This is a genomic window from Brevundimonas sp. TWP2-3-4b2 (assembly GCF_049897345.1).
Taxonomy (GTDB): Bacteria; Pseudomonadota; Alphaproteobacteria; order Caulobacterales; family Caulobacteraceae; genus Brevundimonas.
Genome location: NZ_JAFCWB010000001.1, coordinates 578,382 through 593,215 on the forward strand (window position 1 = coordinate 578,382; position 14,834 = coordinate 593,215).

Annotated in this window: 17 protein-coding genes; 6 read left to right on the top strand and 11 right to left on the bottom strand. The window is 66.1% G+C overall.

Annotation, left to right across the window (positions count from 1 at the left end; all coding sequences use genetic code 11):
* Nucleotides 1-76: 76 nt before the first annotated feature.
* Nucleotides 77-541, bottom strand: a complete 465-nt coding sequence (locus ACP7AS_RS02755) for a peptidase S1 (protein ID WP_426027290.1) — start codon at nt 539-541, stop codon at nt 77-79.
* A 258-nt stretch (nt 542-799) separates the two neighbouring features.
* Here ACP7AS_RS02755 and ACP7AS_RS02760 point away from each other — a divergent pair, with 258 nt between their 5' ends.
* The 3 genes from ACP7AS_RS02760 (at nt 800) to ACP7AS_RS02770 (ending at nt 3,932) form a co-directional block, all read left to right on the top strand.
* Nucleotides 800-2,599 carry a long-chain-acyl-CoA synthetase gene (locus ACP7AS_RS02760; RefSeq protein ID WP_426027291.1) on the top strand — a complete coding sequence of 600 codons (1,800 nt, stop codon included), beginning with the start codon at nt 800-802 and terminating at the stop codon, nt 2,597-2,599.
* Between the two features lie 79 nt (nt 2,600-2,678).
* A complete protein-coding gene (gene motA, locus ACP7AS_RS02765; RefSeq protein ID WP_426027292.1) occupies nt 2,679-3,548 on the top strand; it encodes a flagellar motor stator protein MotA in 870 nt (289 codons plus the stop codon).
* Between the two features lie 120 nt (nt 3,549-3,668).
* Complete coding sequence (locus ACP7AS_RS02770) at nt 3,669-3,932, top strand: hypothetical protein (protein WP_426027293.1); 264 nt, start codon at nt 3,669-3,671, stop codon at nt 3,930-3,932.
* Between the two features lie 94 nt (nt 3,933-4,026).
* Here ACP7AS_RS02770 and ACP7AS_RS02775 read toward each other — a convergent pair whose 3' ends face one another.
* From ACP7AS_RS02775 to ACP7AS_RS02810, 8 genes are all read right to left on the bottom strand, one after another.
* The gene (locus tag ACP7AS_RS02775; RefSeq protein WP_426027294.1) at nt 4,027-4,350 is read right to left on the bottom strand and encodes a PilZ domain-containing protein; all 324 of its coding nucleotides are present in this window, start codon (nt 4,348-4,350) and stop codon (nt 4,027-4,029) included.
* On the bottom strand, nt 4,347-5,159 hold the full coding sequence (locus ACP7AS_RS02780; RefSeq protein WP_426027295.1) for a kinase: 813 nt from the start codon (nt 5,157-5,159) through the stop codon (nt 4,347-4,349). Before ACP7AS_RS02780 ends, ACP7AS_RS02775 begins: the two co-directional genes overlap by 4 nt.
* 8 nt (nt 5,160-5,167) lie before the next feature.
* The gene (locus tag ACP7AS_RS02785; RefSeq protein ID WP_426027296.1) at nt 5,168-5,488 is read right to left on the bottom strand and encodes a 2Fe-2S iron-sulfur cluster-binding protein; all 321 of its coding nucleotides are present in this window, start codon (nt 5,486-5,488) and stop codon (nt 5,168-5,170) included.
* A gap of 41 nt (nt 5,489-5,529) precedes the next feature.
* Nucleotides 5,530-6,333: a succinate dehydrogenase iron-sulfur subunit gene (locus tag ACP7AS_RS02790; RefSeq protein ID WP_426027297.1), complete on the bottom strand. Its 804-nt coding sequence runs from the start codon at nt 6,331-6,333 to the stop codon at nt 5,530-5,532.
* Nucleotides 6,333-8,117, bottom strand: coding sequence for a succinate dehydrogenase flavoprotein subunit (sdhA, locus tag ACP7AS_RS02795; RefSeq protein ID WP_426027298.1), 1,785 nt, complete (start codon nt 8,115-8,117; stop codon nt 6,333-6,335). Before sdhA ends, ACP7AS_RS02790 begins: the two co-directional genes overlap by 1 nt.
* A 6-nt stretch (nt 8,118-8,123) precedes the next feature.
* Nucleotides 8,124-8,531 carry a succinate dehydrogenase, hydrophobic membrane anchor protein gene (sdhD, locus tag ACP7AS_RS02800; RefSeq protein ID WP_426027300.1) on the bottom strand — a complete coding sequence of 136 codons (408 nt, stop codon included), beginning with the start codon at nt 8,529-8,531 and terminating at the stop codon, nt 8,124-8,126.
* A complete protein-coding gene (sdhC, locus tag ACP7AS_RS02805) occupies nt 8,528-9,013 on the bottom strand; it encodes a succinate dehydrogenase, cytochrome b556 subunit (protein WP_426027301.1) in 486 nt (161 codons plus the stop codon). Before sdhC ends, sdhD begins: the two co-directional genes overlap by 4 nt.
* A gap of 119 nt (nt 9,014-9,132) precedes the next feature.
* Nucleotides 9,133-9,573: an HIT domain-containing protein gene (locus ACP7AS_RS02810; RefSeq protein ID WP_426027302.1), complete on the bottom strand. Its 441-nt coding sequence runs from the start codon at nt 9,571-9,573 to the stop codon at nt 9,133-9,135.
* Between the two features lie 214 nt (nt 9,574-9,787).
* On the opposite strand from ACP7AS_RS02810, the gene ACP7AS_RS02815 reads away from it, so the two are divergent.
* Together ACP7AS_RS02815 and ACP7AS_RS02820 are read left to right on the top strand one after the other, a co-directional pair.
* Entirely contained in the window at nt 9,788-10,342 is a 555-nt protein-coding gene (locus ACP7AS_RS02815) for a peroxiredoxin (protein WP_426027303.1), read from the top strand.
* A gap of 190 nt (nt 10,343-10,532) precedes the next feature.
* On the top strand, nt 10,533-11,066 hold the full coding sequence (locus ACP7AS_RS02820; protein WP_426027304.1) for a carboxymuconolactone decarboxylase family protein: 534 nt from the start codon (nt 10,533-10,535) through the stop codon (nt 11,064-11,066).
* Here ACP7AS_RS02820 and ACP7AS_RS02825 read toward each other — a convergent pair.
* Both ACP7AS_RS02825 and ACP7AS_RS02830 read right to left on the bottom strand, forming a co-directional pair.
* Nucleotides 11,063-11,590: an ATPase gene (locus ACP7AS_RS02825; protein WP_426027305.1), complete on the bottom strand. Its 528-nt coding sequence runs from the start codon at nt 11,588-11,590 to the stop codon at nt 11,063-11,065. The genes ACP7AS_RS02820 and ACP7AS_RS02825 overlap by 4 nt on opposite strands.
* A gap of 49 nt (nt 11,591-11,639) precedes the next feature.
* Nucleotides 11,640-12,491, bottom strand: a complete 852-nt coding sequence (locus tag ACP7AS_RS02830) for a glutamate racemase (RefSeq protein ID WP_426027306.1) — start codon at nt 12,489-12,491, stop codon at nt 11,640-11,642.
* 159 nt (nt 12,492-12,650) lie between these two features.
* On the opposite strand from ACP7AS_RS02830, the gene ACP7AS_RS02835 reads away from it, so the two are divergent.
* Nucleotides 12,651-14,819 (top strand): M3 family metallopeptidase, encoded by a 2,169-nt coding sequence (locus ACP7AS_RS02835; protein WP_426027308.1) that lies wholly within the window; start codon nt 12,651-12,653, stop codon nt 14,817-14,819.
* Nucleotides 14,820-14,834: the final 15 nt, after the last annotated feature.

Genomic DNA, 14,834 nt, shown 5'->3' on the forward strand with positions numbered 1-14,834 from the left:
AAGAAATACCGTTGTCGCCACAATTGCGGCGACAACGGTGCAGCTTCGGATGGCTGTTTTATTCAAACAGTATTTATCAGAAGTTGGCGAGTTCTGAAATGGACAGGACAGCCGGAGCCGGGCTGCTACTGGAATACGTACCAACCCAGATTTCATAGCGGCCGGCCTGAGAGCCGAGCGTCACCAGCGGATTGTTGTCCTCGCCGGTGTCATCGTCGCAATACCACTCGCCGTTGGGACCATTGACCACCAGGGTGGTGTCGGCCTTGGACAGGACCGATATCTTCAGGTTCAGCGAACCCTTGCCACTCCAGTTCAGCCGGTAGTCCGGTGCCCGGGTGATGTAGCCCGAGCAGCCGCTGCCGGCATTGGAGGCGCTCATATCACCGCCGGCCCGCAGGCTGACCAGATAGGGGTCAGGCGTGAAGCCGGGCGCCAGGGTGATGTCGCCGTAATTGGGCGTGGCATTATAGTCTTGGGCCGAAGCGGCACCGGCGAAAGCCAGGGCGCAGGCCGTGGCGGCCATCAGAAGTCTCATCATGTGTCGTCCCCCGGGGCCTCCCCGCGGCCGGACGCCGCAAACCCCTGTTCGTTGATTTAGCGCCGGTCCTCGAGAATCTTCAAGCCGCCGCCCTGAATTGCCAGGTTCACGCGACGTCACCGCCGCATCGGCGCCACGCCTTCCCGCAAACCACCCTGAGGATCGTCTCAAAAGCCGGTCAGATTCCCCTGCCGGTTGACCGCAAGGAGCGGCTTGTTCATCACCAACAGGGCGGCGGACGACGGAGTGGACAGAACGATGGGCCTCGTGGCGAACATCAGGCGCAACATTCGGTTCGCCAAGGGGCTGAGCCGTCTTTTGAAGCGGATCAAGCCGATCACCCTGGACGGTGCCGATCTGGTCTGTGACGACTGGGAAGAGGCCGTCGACAAATACCCCGACCACATTGCCATCGAGGACGACCGCCGCAGCCTGACCTATCGCGAGCTGGACGCCATGGCCAACCGGTTCGGCCATTGGGCCCAGAGCCGGCGGCTCAAGCGTAGCGACACCATCGCCCTGGTCATGCTGAACCGCGCCGAATACATCGCCGCCTGGCTGGGGTTCGCAAAGGTCGGCGTCGCCACCGCCCTGATCAACACCAATCTGACTGGCCACGCCCTAGCCCACTGCCTGTCAATCTCGAACGCTTCCCAGGTCGTGACCGACGAGGACTGCTGGAAGCGGGTCGAGGACGCCCGGGCCCTGTCGGGACGCAACCTGATGCTCTGGGTGCTGGGCCTCAAGGACGAGGACGAGGCCGACGAGCGTCGCAGTCTCGACAAGCCGGTGCGCAGCGGCTCGTCGGTGCGGCCCGCCCGTTCGGCGCGTTCAGGCCTGACCAACCGCGATACGGCGATGTTCATCTACACCTCAGGCACCACCGGCCTGCCCAAGGCGGCGCGTATCACCCATGCCCGCGCCCGTACCTATATGCGCGCCTTCGCCGGGGCCACGGGGGCGACCGACAAGGACGTCACCTTCAACGTCCTGCCCCTGTATCACTCGACCGGCGGTCTGGTCGGGGTCGGCCCTGCCCTGCTGAGCGGCGGCAAGCTGGTTCTGCGCAAGCGATTCTCTGCCACGACCTTCTGGCCGGACGCCAAGGCGTCGGGCGCGACCCTGTTCGTCTACATCGGCGAACTGTGCCGCTATCTGGTCAACTGTCCGGAAAACCCCGACGAGCGCTCTCACAAGCTGCGGCTGGCCTTCGGCAACGGCCTGCGGCCCGACGTCTGGTCCGAATTCCAGAAACGGTTCGCCATTCCAGACATCCTGGAATTCTACGGCTCGACCGAGGGCAATGTCTCGGTATTCAATTTCGACGGCAAGCCGGGGGCAATCGGCCGCGTCCCGGGCTTCCTCAAAAAGCAGATCAATTTCCGCCTGGTCCGCTTCGATGTGGACTCCGAGGAGCCGATGCGCGGCGCGGACGGCCTGTGCCAACTGGCCAAAGCCGGCGAGGTCGGCGAGGCCCTGGGCCAGATCAGCGACGACATCCGCCACGCATTCTCAGGCTATGCCGACAAGGCGGCGTCCGAGAAGAAAATCCTCCGCGACGTGTTCGCACGCGGCGACCGCTGGTTTCGGACGGGCGACCTGATGAAGCAGGACAGTGAGGGCTATGTCTATTTCATCGACCGCATCGGCGACACCTACCGCTGGAAGGGCGAAAACGTCTCGACCGCCGAGGTCGAACAACGGCTGGCCGACGCGCCGGGCGTGCAGGAAGTCATCGCCTATGGCGTTCCGGTGCCGGGCCACGAGGGCAAGGCCGGGATGGTCGCCTTGGTGATGGACGGAAAATTCGCGCCCCGTTCCTTCGCCGACTGGGTCGACCAGGAGTTGCCGGTCTACGCCCGACCCGCCTTCGTGCGACTGATCCGGTCGGCCGACACGACCGGTACCTTCAAATACAAGAAGACCGACCTGATGGCCGACGGCTTCGACCCGGACAAGATCGAGGGGGCCCTGTACGTGCGCGGCGGCAAGAACGGCTATGCCAAATTCACGGAGGCGGCGCGCGACGCCATCCTGAACGGCGAAACACGGCTCTGAAGGATCGCGGTTCGCAACCGCCCCTTAATCATTAACGGCGAAGGTCCGCGTATATCGCGCGCAGGATTCCCCGCCTCCCATGTTCCAGATTATCGGCATCGTCCTGCTGTTCGGCCTCGTGTTCGGCAGCTACATCATCTCGGGCGGCAAGATGGAGGTGATCCTTCACTCCCTGCCGCATGAGATGATGGCCATCGGCGGTGCCGGCGTGGCGGCCTTCCTGATCTCGAACAGCGTCACCACCATGAAGGCGACGCTGGGAGGCCTCGGCAAGTCGTTCGCCGGCCCCAAATGGAAGAAGCAGGACTACAAGGACCTGCTGTCCCTGCTGTTCCAGCTGACCAAGACGATGAAGTCCAAGGGCGTCATCGCCCTGGAAAGCCACATCGAAAAGCCGGCCGAGAGCGCCATCTTCCAGAAATATCCCAAGGTGCTGAAGGACCATTTCGCTACCGACTTCATCTGCGACACCCTGCGGATGATGACGATGAACCTCGAGGACCCTCACCAGATCGAGGACGCGATGGAAAAGCAGCTTGAAAAGCATCACCACGAGGCGCTCGAGGCCCCGCACGCCCTGACCAATCTGGCCGACGCCCTGCCGGCCCTGGGCATCGTCGCGGCCGTGCTCGGCGTCATCAAGACCATGGGTTCGATCACCGAGCCGCCGGAGATCCTCGGCGGCATGATCGGCGGGGCCCTCGTCGGCACCTTCCTCGGTGTGTTCCTGGCCTATGGTCTGGTCGGGCCGATCGCGACGCGGCTGAAAGCCATCGTCGACGAGGAATCGGCTTTCTACAAAATCATCCAGTCTGTGCTGGTCGCCCACCTGCATGGCAATGCGGCGCAGATCTCGGTCGAGATCGGTCGCGGCGACATCCCCTCGGCGGCACAGCCCTCCTTCCTTGAAATGGAAGAGAGCCTGTCGGCCGCGCCGGCCGACGCCTGATCGCGCCAGAAAATTCTCCCCGGCGGCTGTAACCTTCCAGCCGCTTCGGGCGAACCGGGTTCTGGGGGGCATGACGCCCCGTGACCCGGCCATTCCGGCCGCTCGATTCAGGGGTTCAACATGATCCGCAAACTGCTCGTCGCCGCCTTCAGCATGACCGCCCTTTCGGTCGCCGCCTGTTCGCCCCCCGCCGAAGAGAAGACCGAAACCGTCGCCGCGGACGCCATGGCCCCGGCCGCTGATGCCGCGATGGCCCCGGCTGCCGATGCCGCCATGGCTCCGGCCGCTGACGGTGCCATGGCTCCCGCAGCCGACGGTGCCATGGCCCCGGCCGCTGACGGCGCGATGGCTCCCGCAGCCGACAAGATGGCTCCGGCCCAGTAAGGCCGGTTCCAGGCCGCACTCGTCAGAAGGGTCGCGGAAGACGGAGGCACCGACCCGGTGCCTCCGTCACGCGTCACCTGGAGCGAAAGCGGCTCTAGCCGCCCGCACGGCGGAAGGCCTCGCGCGCGGCGGCGAAACGCGACGGCACGAGCCCGCGCAGCGACGCCTGTCCCGCCTGCTTCAATCCGACTTCCAGCCCCTTGCTCCAGGCCAGGTCGGCCTCGATCGCCATGCCACGCGCCAGGTCGATGACGATGATCCGGGAGGGCAGGGCGAACCCGCGGTCGAGGCGAAGACGCAGGCCGGCCTGTGACTGGTCGATGATCAGACAGGGCAGTTCCAGACCCGGCGCGACCACCACACCCCGGGTGTTCGCGGGCTGACGCGATTCAAAACGACGATCAGAGGGGGGTGTCATGAGGGTAGTGAGCCCGGCAGCCGCTCGCGATCAAGGGGCACGATGATGTCCGCTCGCACACCGCCGTCGAGCATCCGGCGCGTAATCCGTTCGAAATACTGGATAAAACCCGCCAGCCGGTCGCGTTCGGCCGGCGCAAGGTCAGCCGGGGCGATCCCCAGCAGGTCGGCCTCCTGCTGGCAACGCCAGTCCAGCACCACGTCGAAGCCGGGGGCCTTGAGGAAGACCACGGCGTCGAACCGGGCGATGAAATCGGCATAGGGGCCGGCGACATAGCCGTTGACGGCGCGCCGCCAGCGACCGTCCGGGTCCCGCTCGCGCTCCAGCGCATTGACGGGCGCGGCCAGCGCCGCCGTCTCCTCGGCCACGGCACCCAGGCACCAGGCGTCGATGAGGATCGCGGAGGGGCGGCCGGCTAACACCCGTCCATCCGTGGCCGGCCGGCGGTCGTCGCCGCGCTTGTCGAAATCGGGGATCACCGTCACTGCGTCCGGCCCCGCCGTCGACAGGGTGTCGATCAGACCCTGCAACAGCACCAGATCGTGGGTGCCCGGCGGGCCGCGGGTGACGAACAGGGGATGGACGTCGCGCGCCATCGCCTCGCGCTCCGCCCGGGTCAGATAGACGTCGTCAATCGAGATCTGGACCGCGCCGAACCGTTCGGCGGCGGCCCGGGCCAGGGTGGTCTTGCCGCACCCTTGTGCCCCGACGATTGCGATCAGGGGCGGGCGATCCGTACCCGCGCTCCGGGGGCCATCCGCGATCAGGCCGCCGACCCGTTCGACCAGCCGCGCATTGGCCGGGCTCATGGCGACGGTCAGTGCTGGTTTTCGGGCAGGCGCACGATCAGGCCGTCCAGATCGTCCGACACCCGGATCTGGCAGGACAGGCGGCTGTTGGGTTGGACGTTCTCGGCGAAGTCCAGCATCGACTCCTCCATGGCCGAGGCGCGGCCGGTCGCTGACTGGAAGGCTTCATCGACGTAGACATGGCAGGTCGCGCAGGCGCAGGCCCCGCCACAGTCGGCGTCGATCCCCGGGACCGTGTTGCGGACCGCCCCCTCCATGACGGAGAGGCCGTTCTTCACCTCGACCACATGCTCGCGGCCGTCGTGCTCAATATAGGTAATCTTAGCCATCCGCCCTCAAGTAGCGGAAGCGATAGGGCAAGCAACAATCATCAGGCCGCCACTTCCGTCTTCTTGCGCCCCGACGAGACCATCAACTTCTTCGTTTTCGCGATCGCCTCGGCCGGGTTCAGCCCCTTGGGGCAGACCTGGGCGCAGTTCATGATGGTGTGGCAGCGGTAGAGTTTGAACGGGTCCTCAAGATCGTCGAGCCGCTTGTCGGTCGCGTCGTCGCGGCTGTCGGCGATCCAGCGATAGGACTGCAGCAGGGCCGCCGGGCCGAGGTATTCCGTCTGGTTCCACCAGTAGCTGGGGCAGGACGTCGAGCAGCAGGCGCACAGGATGCACTCGTACAGGCCGTCCAGTTTCGCCCTGTCCTCGGGCAGCTGGATGCGCTCCTTCTCCGGGTCCGGGTCGTCGGACTGGAGATACGGCTGGATCGAGTCGTACTGGGCGTAGAACAGGGTCAGGTCCGTCACCAGGTCCTTGACCACCGCCTGGTGCGGCAGGGGGGCGATGGAGATGGTCGAGGACGAGCATTCGTCCCAGCCCTTGGTGCAGGCCAGGGTATTGCGCCCGTCGATGTTCATCGAGCACGAGCCGCAGATGCCCTCGCGGCACGAGCGCCGGAAGGTCAGGGTCGGGTCGATCTCGTTCTTGATGTGGATCAGGGCATCCAGCAGCATCGGCCCGTGATCGTCGGACGAGATCTCGAACGTGTCCCAGCGCGGGTCGGCGTCAACCTCGGGGTCGTAGCGATAGACCTTGTAGGTCTTGACGTTCTTTGCGCCGGCGGGGGCCTTGTGGACCTTGCCGCGCGTGGGCTTGGAGCCCCTGGGGAGAGTGAGTTGAACCATCAGTACACCCGCGCCTTGGGCTCGATGTAATCGATGTCCTTGGACATCGTATAGTTATGCACCGGGCGATAATCGATCTTCACCGCATCGCCCGGGACCTTCCAGGCGAGGGTGTGTTTCATCCACTGCTTGTCATCGCGATCGGGATAGTCCTCGCGGGCGTGGGCACCCCGGCTTTCGGTGCGGTTCAGGGCGCTTTCGATGGTGACGAGGGCCTGATCGATCAGGTTGTCGTATTCCATCGTCTCGACCAGATCGGTGTTCCAGATCAGGCCACGGTCGGTGGTCTTGATGTCGTCGCCCGCTGCGTGGATGGCGCGCAGCTTGGCGACACCCTCTTCCAGCGTGGTGCCTGTGCGGAACACCGCGGCGTCCGACTGCATGGCCCGCTGCATGTCGATGCGCAGCTTCGAGGTCGGGGTGGAGCCGTTGGCGTGACGGAAGCGATCGAGCCGGGCCAGGTGGCCGTCGGTGAGCGCGGCCGGGGCGTCCGGCACGCTGGAGGCCTTGTCCACGACCTCACCACACCGAAGCCCGGCGGCCCGGCCGAAGACGACCAGATCGGTCAGGCTGTTGGAGCCGAGGCGGTTGGCCCCGTGTACCGAGACGCAGGCCGCCTCGCCCACGGCCATCAGGCCGGGCACGACGGTGTCGGCATTGTCCCCGACCTTGGTCAGGACCTCACCGTGATAGTTGGTGGGGATGCCGCCCATATTGTAGTGGACCGTCGGCAGGACCGGGATCGGCTGTTTCGTGACATCGACGCCGGCGAAGATGCGGGCGCTCTCCGAGATGCCGGGCAGACGCTCGTGCAGCACGGCCGGGTCGAGATGGTCGAGGTGCAGGTGGATGTGGTCCTTGTTCGGGCCCACGCCGCGGCCTTCACGGATCTCGATGGTCATGGAGCGCGAAACCATGTCGCGCGGAGCCAGGTCCTTCACGGTCGGCGCATAGCGCTCCATGAAGCGCTCGCCCTCGGAATTGGTCAGGTAGCCGCCCTCGCCGCGCGCGCCCTCGGTGATCAGGCAGCCGGCCCCGTAGATGCCGGTGGGGTGGAACTGGACGAACTCCATGTCCTGCAGCGGCAGGCCGGCCCGCAGCACCATGGCATTGCCGTCGCCGGTGCAGGTGTGGGCGCTGGTGGCGCTGAAATAGGCCCGGCCGTATCCGCCGGTGGCCAGGATCACCAGCTTGGCGCGGAAGCGGTGCAGGGTGCCGTCATCCAGCTTCAGCGCCGTCACGCCGGTGCAGGCACCGTCCTGCATGATCAGGTCGAGACCGAAATATTCGACGAAGAACTCGACCTCGCGGCGGACCGACTGGCCGTACAGGGTGTGCAGGATGGCGTGGCCGGTGCGGTCGGCGGCGGCGCAGGTGCGCTGCACCGGGCCCTCGCCGAAATTGCGCGTCATGCCACCGAAGGCCCGCTGGTAGATCTTGCCCTCGTCGGTGCGGCTGAAGGGGACGCCCCAGTGTTCCAGCTCGTAGACGGCCTTGGGCGCGTTGCGGACGAGATATTCGATCGCGTCCTGGTCACCCAGCCAGTCCGAACCCTTGACGGTGTCGTACATGTGCCACTGCCAGGAATCCTCGCCCATATTGCCGAGCGAGGCCGAAATGCCGCCCTGGGCCGCGACGGTGTGCGAGCGGGTGGGGAAGACCTTGGTGACGCAGGCGACCTTCAGCCCCTGTTGGGCGGCGCCGAGGGCGGCGCGAAGGCCCGAACCGCCCGCGCCGACGACAACAACGTCATAGGCGTGGTCGACGAACTCGTAGCTAGCCATACGCAGTCAGATCCCGAAACCGGCGGGCAGCGGCGCAGAACCCAGCGCCAGCCGCACGATGAAGAAGACGCCAGCCGCCGCGATAACGAGGCAGAGCAGGCCGATCAGGCCCAGGATCGCGGTGCGCGATTCGGGCTTGTGGATATAGTCGTCGACGATGACCTTGAGGCCCATATTCATGTGCCAGACGCTGACCAGCAGGGTCACGGCCAGCAGGACCGCGTTGACCGGCGAGGTGAACCAGTCGCGCGCACCGTCATAGCCGCCACCCGACAGGACAAAGCCGCTCCACAGGCCCCAGAGGGTCAGGGGTACCAGGATCAGCGAGGACAGCCGCTCGGCCGTCCATTCGCCGGCCCCGTGGCGCTCGGAGATCTTGACGCCGTTCACGAAGGCCTTGGTTGCGCGGCTCACAGCACGACCCTCCCCGAGGCGAACAGCACGGCCCAGAAGACCACCGTGCCGACGATGCCGAAGATGATCGAGGCCCAAGACAGGGCGTCGGCCGTCTTCGGGGCAAGGCCGACGGCGGCGTCCCAGATCAGATGCCGCACACCGCCGGCGAAATGCAGGAACAGCGCGAGCGTCAGGCCGAACCAGACCAGCAGGCCCAGCGGCGACCCCATCCAGCCGGTGAAGGTCGCATAGGAGTCGGGCCCAAAGGCGAGGGCCAGCAGCCACAATGCGATCAAGACCGATCCGACCGACAGGGCGGCACCCGTCATCCGGTTCAGGATCGAGGCCAGCATGGTGACATGCCAGCGCCAGATCTGCAGGTGGGGCGACAGGGGGCGGGCACGACCGTTGGGGTGGGCCGCGAAACGACCGGCCTGGTCGTCACCGGCCTTGGTGACCGGATCATGGGAGGCGTCGCCCGGCAGGGGGGTGGTCGACATACTGCGAATGGTTCTCAGAAACCTGAGCGAAAACAGGCGCTCGAAATGTGTGATCAGGCTTTAGTCCAGTGGGACGGCGGGGGTCAACGAACCGTGAGCGTGTATGGCGATCTGCCGCGTCATTTCGCCGGCGGCCGGCTCATTTCGAGCCGAACGCGGGACACCGCCGCCTGCAAGCCGTTCACGCCATAGGGCCGGGCGGTGCCCCGGCCCCACACCGGATCGGGCCAGAGCCCGTCGTCATGCCGCCGCCCGAGAACGTGCACATGCAACTGGGCGGTCACATTGCCCAGCGCCGCCACATTCAGCTTCTGCACGGGCCGACCCGCCGCCTCGCCGAGCATCCGGACCACCGCGCCGGCCCGGACGATCTCGCCCATCAGCAGGGCCGCGTTGGCGGGGCTCAGATCCTCCAATTCATGCAGTCCGGTTCGGCGCGGGATCAGGATCAGCCACGGGAAGCGCGCATCATCCTGCAGCCGGACCTCGCATAGCGACCAACCGCAAACGGCGACGGAGCCGGACTCGAAAGCGGGATCGACTTTGAACGAAGCGGTCATGACCTTCGGTCGCGCGCCGCCGCTTCCCAGTCAACCGCAACCCGGCGGACGGCGGCCAGCCTATGGCAGCAATAGAAAAAATCTATGGACTTGCGGGGTCTCGACATATTGACTTTGTGCACCGCACAAGCCATTTCGCAACTGCGGCGCCGCTCCTCCCCCCCTCGGCGCCCCAGAGATCACCCTTCTTTCAAGAGACTTCAGGAGAACAGCGATGCTGGGCGTCGGTCAGAAACTGCCGGACTTCAAGATCATCGGCGTCAAGCCGGGCTTCAACAACCACGAGGAAAACGGCGTCTCGGCCTTCGAGGCCGTCACCCAGGACAGCTTCGAGGGCAAGTGGAAGGTGATCTTCTTCTATCCGAAGGACTTCACCTTCGTCTGCCCGACCGAAATCGCCGAGTTCGCCTCGCTGTCGCGTGACTTCGACGACCGCGACACCGTCGTTCTGGGAGGTTCGACCGACAATGAGTTCGTGAAACTGGCCTGGCGCCGCGACCACGCCGACCTGTCGAAGCTGCCGATCTGGCAGTTTGCCGACAACGGCGGCAAATTCGCCCGCGACCTGGGCGTCCTGGACGAGGCCGAAGGCGTCGCCCTGCGCGCCACCTTCGTGGTCGACCCGCACAATGTCGTTCAGCACGTCTATGTCACCAACCTGAACGTCGGCCGTGCGCCCGCCGACACCCTGCGTGTCGTCGACGCCCTGCAGACCGACGAGCTGTGCGCCTGCAACCGCCCGGTGGGCGGCGAGACACTCGCTGCTTAAAGGCGGCTGACCGCGTGGTGGAAGGCGGCGGTATTCGCGTCGCCGCCTTCTCGCCGCTCGCTTCTTTTTTTGGGCGCTATGCTCGGCTCGCGGAGCCTCGCGGCTTGAGCGCGGTCGCACCCGGAACGATTTGCCCCACATGCGGCTCATGCAGCGAGCGATAGCCGCTTCCCGAAGGGAACCCCACAAAATGTCGATTGACGCCCTGCGCGACCTGATGCCCGCCTATGCCAAGGACATCTCGCTGAACCTCAGCTCCCTGGCTTCCGAGACCGTGCTGAATGACCAGCAGAAATGGGGCTGTTTCCTCGCCTCCGCCCATGCGATCGGCGTGGTGCCGGTGGTCAGGGCGATCGAGGCCCAGGCGGCGACCGTGCTGTCGCCCGAGGCCATGAACGCGGCCAAGGCCGCGGCCGCCATCATGAGCATGAACAACGTCTACTACCGGTCGCTGCACCTGATGAAGAACCACGAGTACACGACCATCCCGGCCCGGCTGCGGATGAACGTTCTGGCCAATCCGGGCGTGGACAAGATGGACTTCGAGCTGTGGTCCACGGCGGTGTCGGCGATCAACGGCTGTGGTTCCTGCCTCGACGCCCACGAGGGCGCACTGCGCCAGCACGGCGTGCCGGCGACCCATGTCCAGGCCGCCCTGCGCATCGCCGCCGTGGTCCACGCCGCCAGCCGGATCGCGGCCTCGGAAGCGGCGCTGGCGGGCTAGTCCGGCTCTCCGTGTTCGATGAAACGGGCCAGCCGTCCGAACTGCTGGCCCATGACGCCGTCCACGGCTTCTGCAAAGGCCCCGATGCCGGGACCGCGCACCACATAGGTCATGACCAGGGTCCAGCCCCCGTTGACCGGTGACCAGCCGATGCTCCACCGGGCCATCGTCGTCTTGCCCTTGAGCGGACCCAGCGGCGCTTCCAGCAGGACGCCGGTTTCCGGGTCCGCGGCAATCACCTGTCCATGGTCGAAGGTCGTCCCGTCAGCGAGGGCTTCGCAGTAGCAGCCCCCCGCCACCAGCGGCATGGACAGGTTGGCCGAAGAGCCGCTGTAGGTGTGGGAGCCGGCCCACCAGTGGCTGACGTCGCCGATGGCGGCGTAAATGTCCTCGGACGTGGTCTCCAGCCCGACCCCGTATCTGAGGATGAAATGATCGGAGTCGCGCTCCACCACCTCGGCGTCGGCTGGCGCGGCGATCAGGGCCAGCGCACCGGCGGCGATCAGGGATGTGAGTTTGAGCATGTGATGGCCTCCCGCCGCCATCGGGCGACGATCGGGCGACGACGTCAAGTCAAGCCGGGTTGAACGTCAGGGGCGCGCCCCAGAACTGGCTGACCAGATCCGACTGGGGGCCGGGCTTGCCGCTGGTCAGGAAGTCGCGCCGGCCCGAACCGCCGAGGTCGTATTCCGGATGACGCTCGAAATAGCGCGCCAGCGCATCGGCCACGGCCGTCGGCTGGTGGATCACGGGCGTACCGGGGGGCAGCGCCGCGGCGAAAAGATCGGCCACGATCTCATAGTGGGTGCAGCCCAGAATGGCCTGGTCAGGATGGCGGCCGATGCGGCGTCGCAGGGCGTCGACGTGGTCCTCGACCACCACCTTCAGCTCCTCGGCCGGCGCGCCAAGTTCGATCAGGCCCGCCAGACCGGGGCAGGGTTCGGAGAAGACGGCCAGATCCTCGCGCCGCTTGTCGATCTCGATCTCATAGACCCGGCTCATCGCCGTGGCCGCGGTGCAGAAGACGCCGGTGATGTCGATGGCCTCGACCTTGTCCCCATGCCGTTCCGCCTCATAGGTCCAGGGCAGGCCCGTGGCCGCCTCGATGGTCGGCACGATAATGCCCAGCACATTGACGGGGCGACCGTGGCGGGCCCGCGCTTCGGGGACCCAGCTCTGCTGCAACCGGCGCAGGGCAATGGCACTGGCGGTATTGCAGGCCAGGACGATGACATTGGCTCCCGCGTCGAACAGCCGTTCGCAGCCCGCGCGGGTCAGGTCGACGATCTCCTCGCCGCCGCGTCCGCCATAGGGGGCGTTGGCCTGGTCGGCCAGATAGACGAAGTCCCGGTCGGGGAACCGTCGTGTCAGTTCGCGGTGGACCGTGAGGCCGCCCACGCCGGAGTCGAATACGCCAATCGCCATGGCGCGGGCTTTAGACTTGCCGCCCGCCCCCGTCCATCCGCCCCGTTCAACACGGTGCCGCCCGCCCTCGCGCCGGCGAAGATTACGGGCCGTTCAGGTGACAGTCAGGCTGCGAAGAGCCTAGGTTCCCGGGAACAGACCCTCGGACGGAGTTTTCCCATGCACAGACGTCACCTTCTTATCGGCGGGGGCAGCCTGATTGGCCTTTCCGCCTGCGCCTCGACTGGAATGAGCATGGGTAGCGGCGCCTCCGCACCGACCCTCGCCGCGGACGCCGCCATCGCCCGTGCGGTGCTGCCGGCCCAGACGCCGCGCGCGGAACTGCTTCAGCCCTGGACCGGCCCTTACGGCGGCACGCCGCCGTGGGACAAGGTGACGGCCCCCAAGCTGCGCGCGGCCCTGCTGGAAGGCATCGACCTGCAACGCGCCGAGATCGAGGCGATCGCCAACAATCCGGAACCCGCCACCTTCGCCAACACCATGGTCGCTTTCCAGATGGCTGGAGAGCCGCTGGATCGCGCGTCGTCGATCTATGGCGTGATGACGTCGAACATCGGTTCGGACGACTACAACGACGTCGACACCGAGCTGTCGCCGCTGCTGTCTGCCGCCAGCGACGAGATCAATTTCAACCCGGCCCTGTTTCGCCGCGTGAAGGCCGTGGCTGACGGCGCCGATGCCGCGGGCCTGAGCCCCGATCAGAAGCGGATCGCTGTTCGTAGCCGCGACGCCTTCATCCGCAGCGGTGCGGCGCTGGATGCGGCCGGCAAGGCCGAGCTGGGCCGGATCAACACCGCCCTAGCCAACGCCTTCACCACCTTCGGCCAGAAGGTGGTCAATGACGAGAAGACCTGGACCGTCGTCCCCACCGAGGCCGGGGTGGCCGGCCTGCCGGCGTCAAACAAGGCCGCCGCGGCGGCCGCGGCGCGCAGCCGCAATCTGCAGGGCTGGGTCATCGTCAACACCCGCTCGAGCGTCGATCCCTATCTGAGCTTCGCCGACGACCGCGGCATGCGCGAGGTGGTCTGGCGCAAATTCGTCAACCGCGGCGACAACGGCGACGCCAATGACACCAATGCCGGCATCGCCGAGATTGTCAGGCTGCGCGACCAGCGGGCCAAGCTTCTGGGCTACCGCAACCACGCCGAACTGCGCATGCAGGACACCATGGCCAAGACCCCGGCCGCAGCCTTCGATCTGATGAACCGTGTCTGGGCTCCAGCCAAGGCCCGGGTCGCCGAGGAGGTCGCCGACATGCGCGCGATCGCCGGTCACGACATCGAGCCATGGGACTATCTGTATTTCGCCGAAAAGGTCCGGAAGGCCAAGTACGACCTCGATCAGAACGAGCTGAAACCCTATTTCGAGCTCAACAACGTCCGCGCCGGATCGTTCGAAATGGCGCGCCGCCTGTACGGCTTCACCTTCGAAAAGCTGGCCCCGGGAACCGTGCCGGTCTTTGAGCCGAACGTCTCGGTCTATCAGGTCCGGGACGCGGGTCGCCCGATTGGCCTGTACTACACCGACGACTATGCCCGCTCGGGCAAGCGTTCGGGTGCCTGGATGACCACCTACCGGTCGCATTCGACCTACGACGGCGACAAGAACACGCTCGGCTCGAACAACAACAACTTCATCAAGGCCGAGGGCGACGAGCCGATCCTGATCTCGCTGGACGACGCCGAGACCCTGTTCCACGAGTTCGGCCACGCGCTGCACGCCTATTCCTCGACGGTGACCTATCCGTCGCTGGGCGGCACCCCGCGCGACTTCGTCGAATATCCGTCGCAGGTGCACGAGCACTGGGTGCTGAGCCGTCCGATCCTGAACGGCTATATGAAGCATGTGGAGACGGGCGAGCCGATGCCCCAGGCCCTGGTCGACAAGATCGAGGCCGCGTCCACGTTCAACCAGGGCTATGCGACGGTCAGCTATCTGTCGTCGGCCCTGGTCGACATGGACCTGCATACCCAGGCCGCGCCGCCGACCGACATCGACGCCTTCGAGCGCGCCTCCCTGGCCCGCTACGGCATGCCGAAGGAGATCGTAATGCGGCACCGCCTGCCGCAGTTCAATCACCTGTTCACCTCGGACGCCTATTCGGCCGGCTATTATTCGTACCTGTGGTCCGAGACCATGGACGCCGACACCTGGGCCTATTTCGAGGAGTCGGGCGACGTCTTCAATCCGGACATCGCCGGCCGGTTCAAGTCGATCATGCTGGCCCCCGGCAACACCACGGACCGTGGCGAGGCCTATCGCCAGTTCCGTGGCCGTGACCCCGACGTCCGCGCCCTGCTGAAAGTGCGCGGCTTCCCGACGTCCTAGAGTCCTGACGCCCTT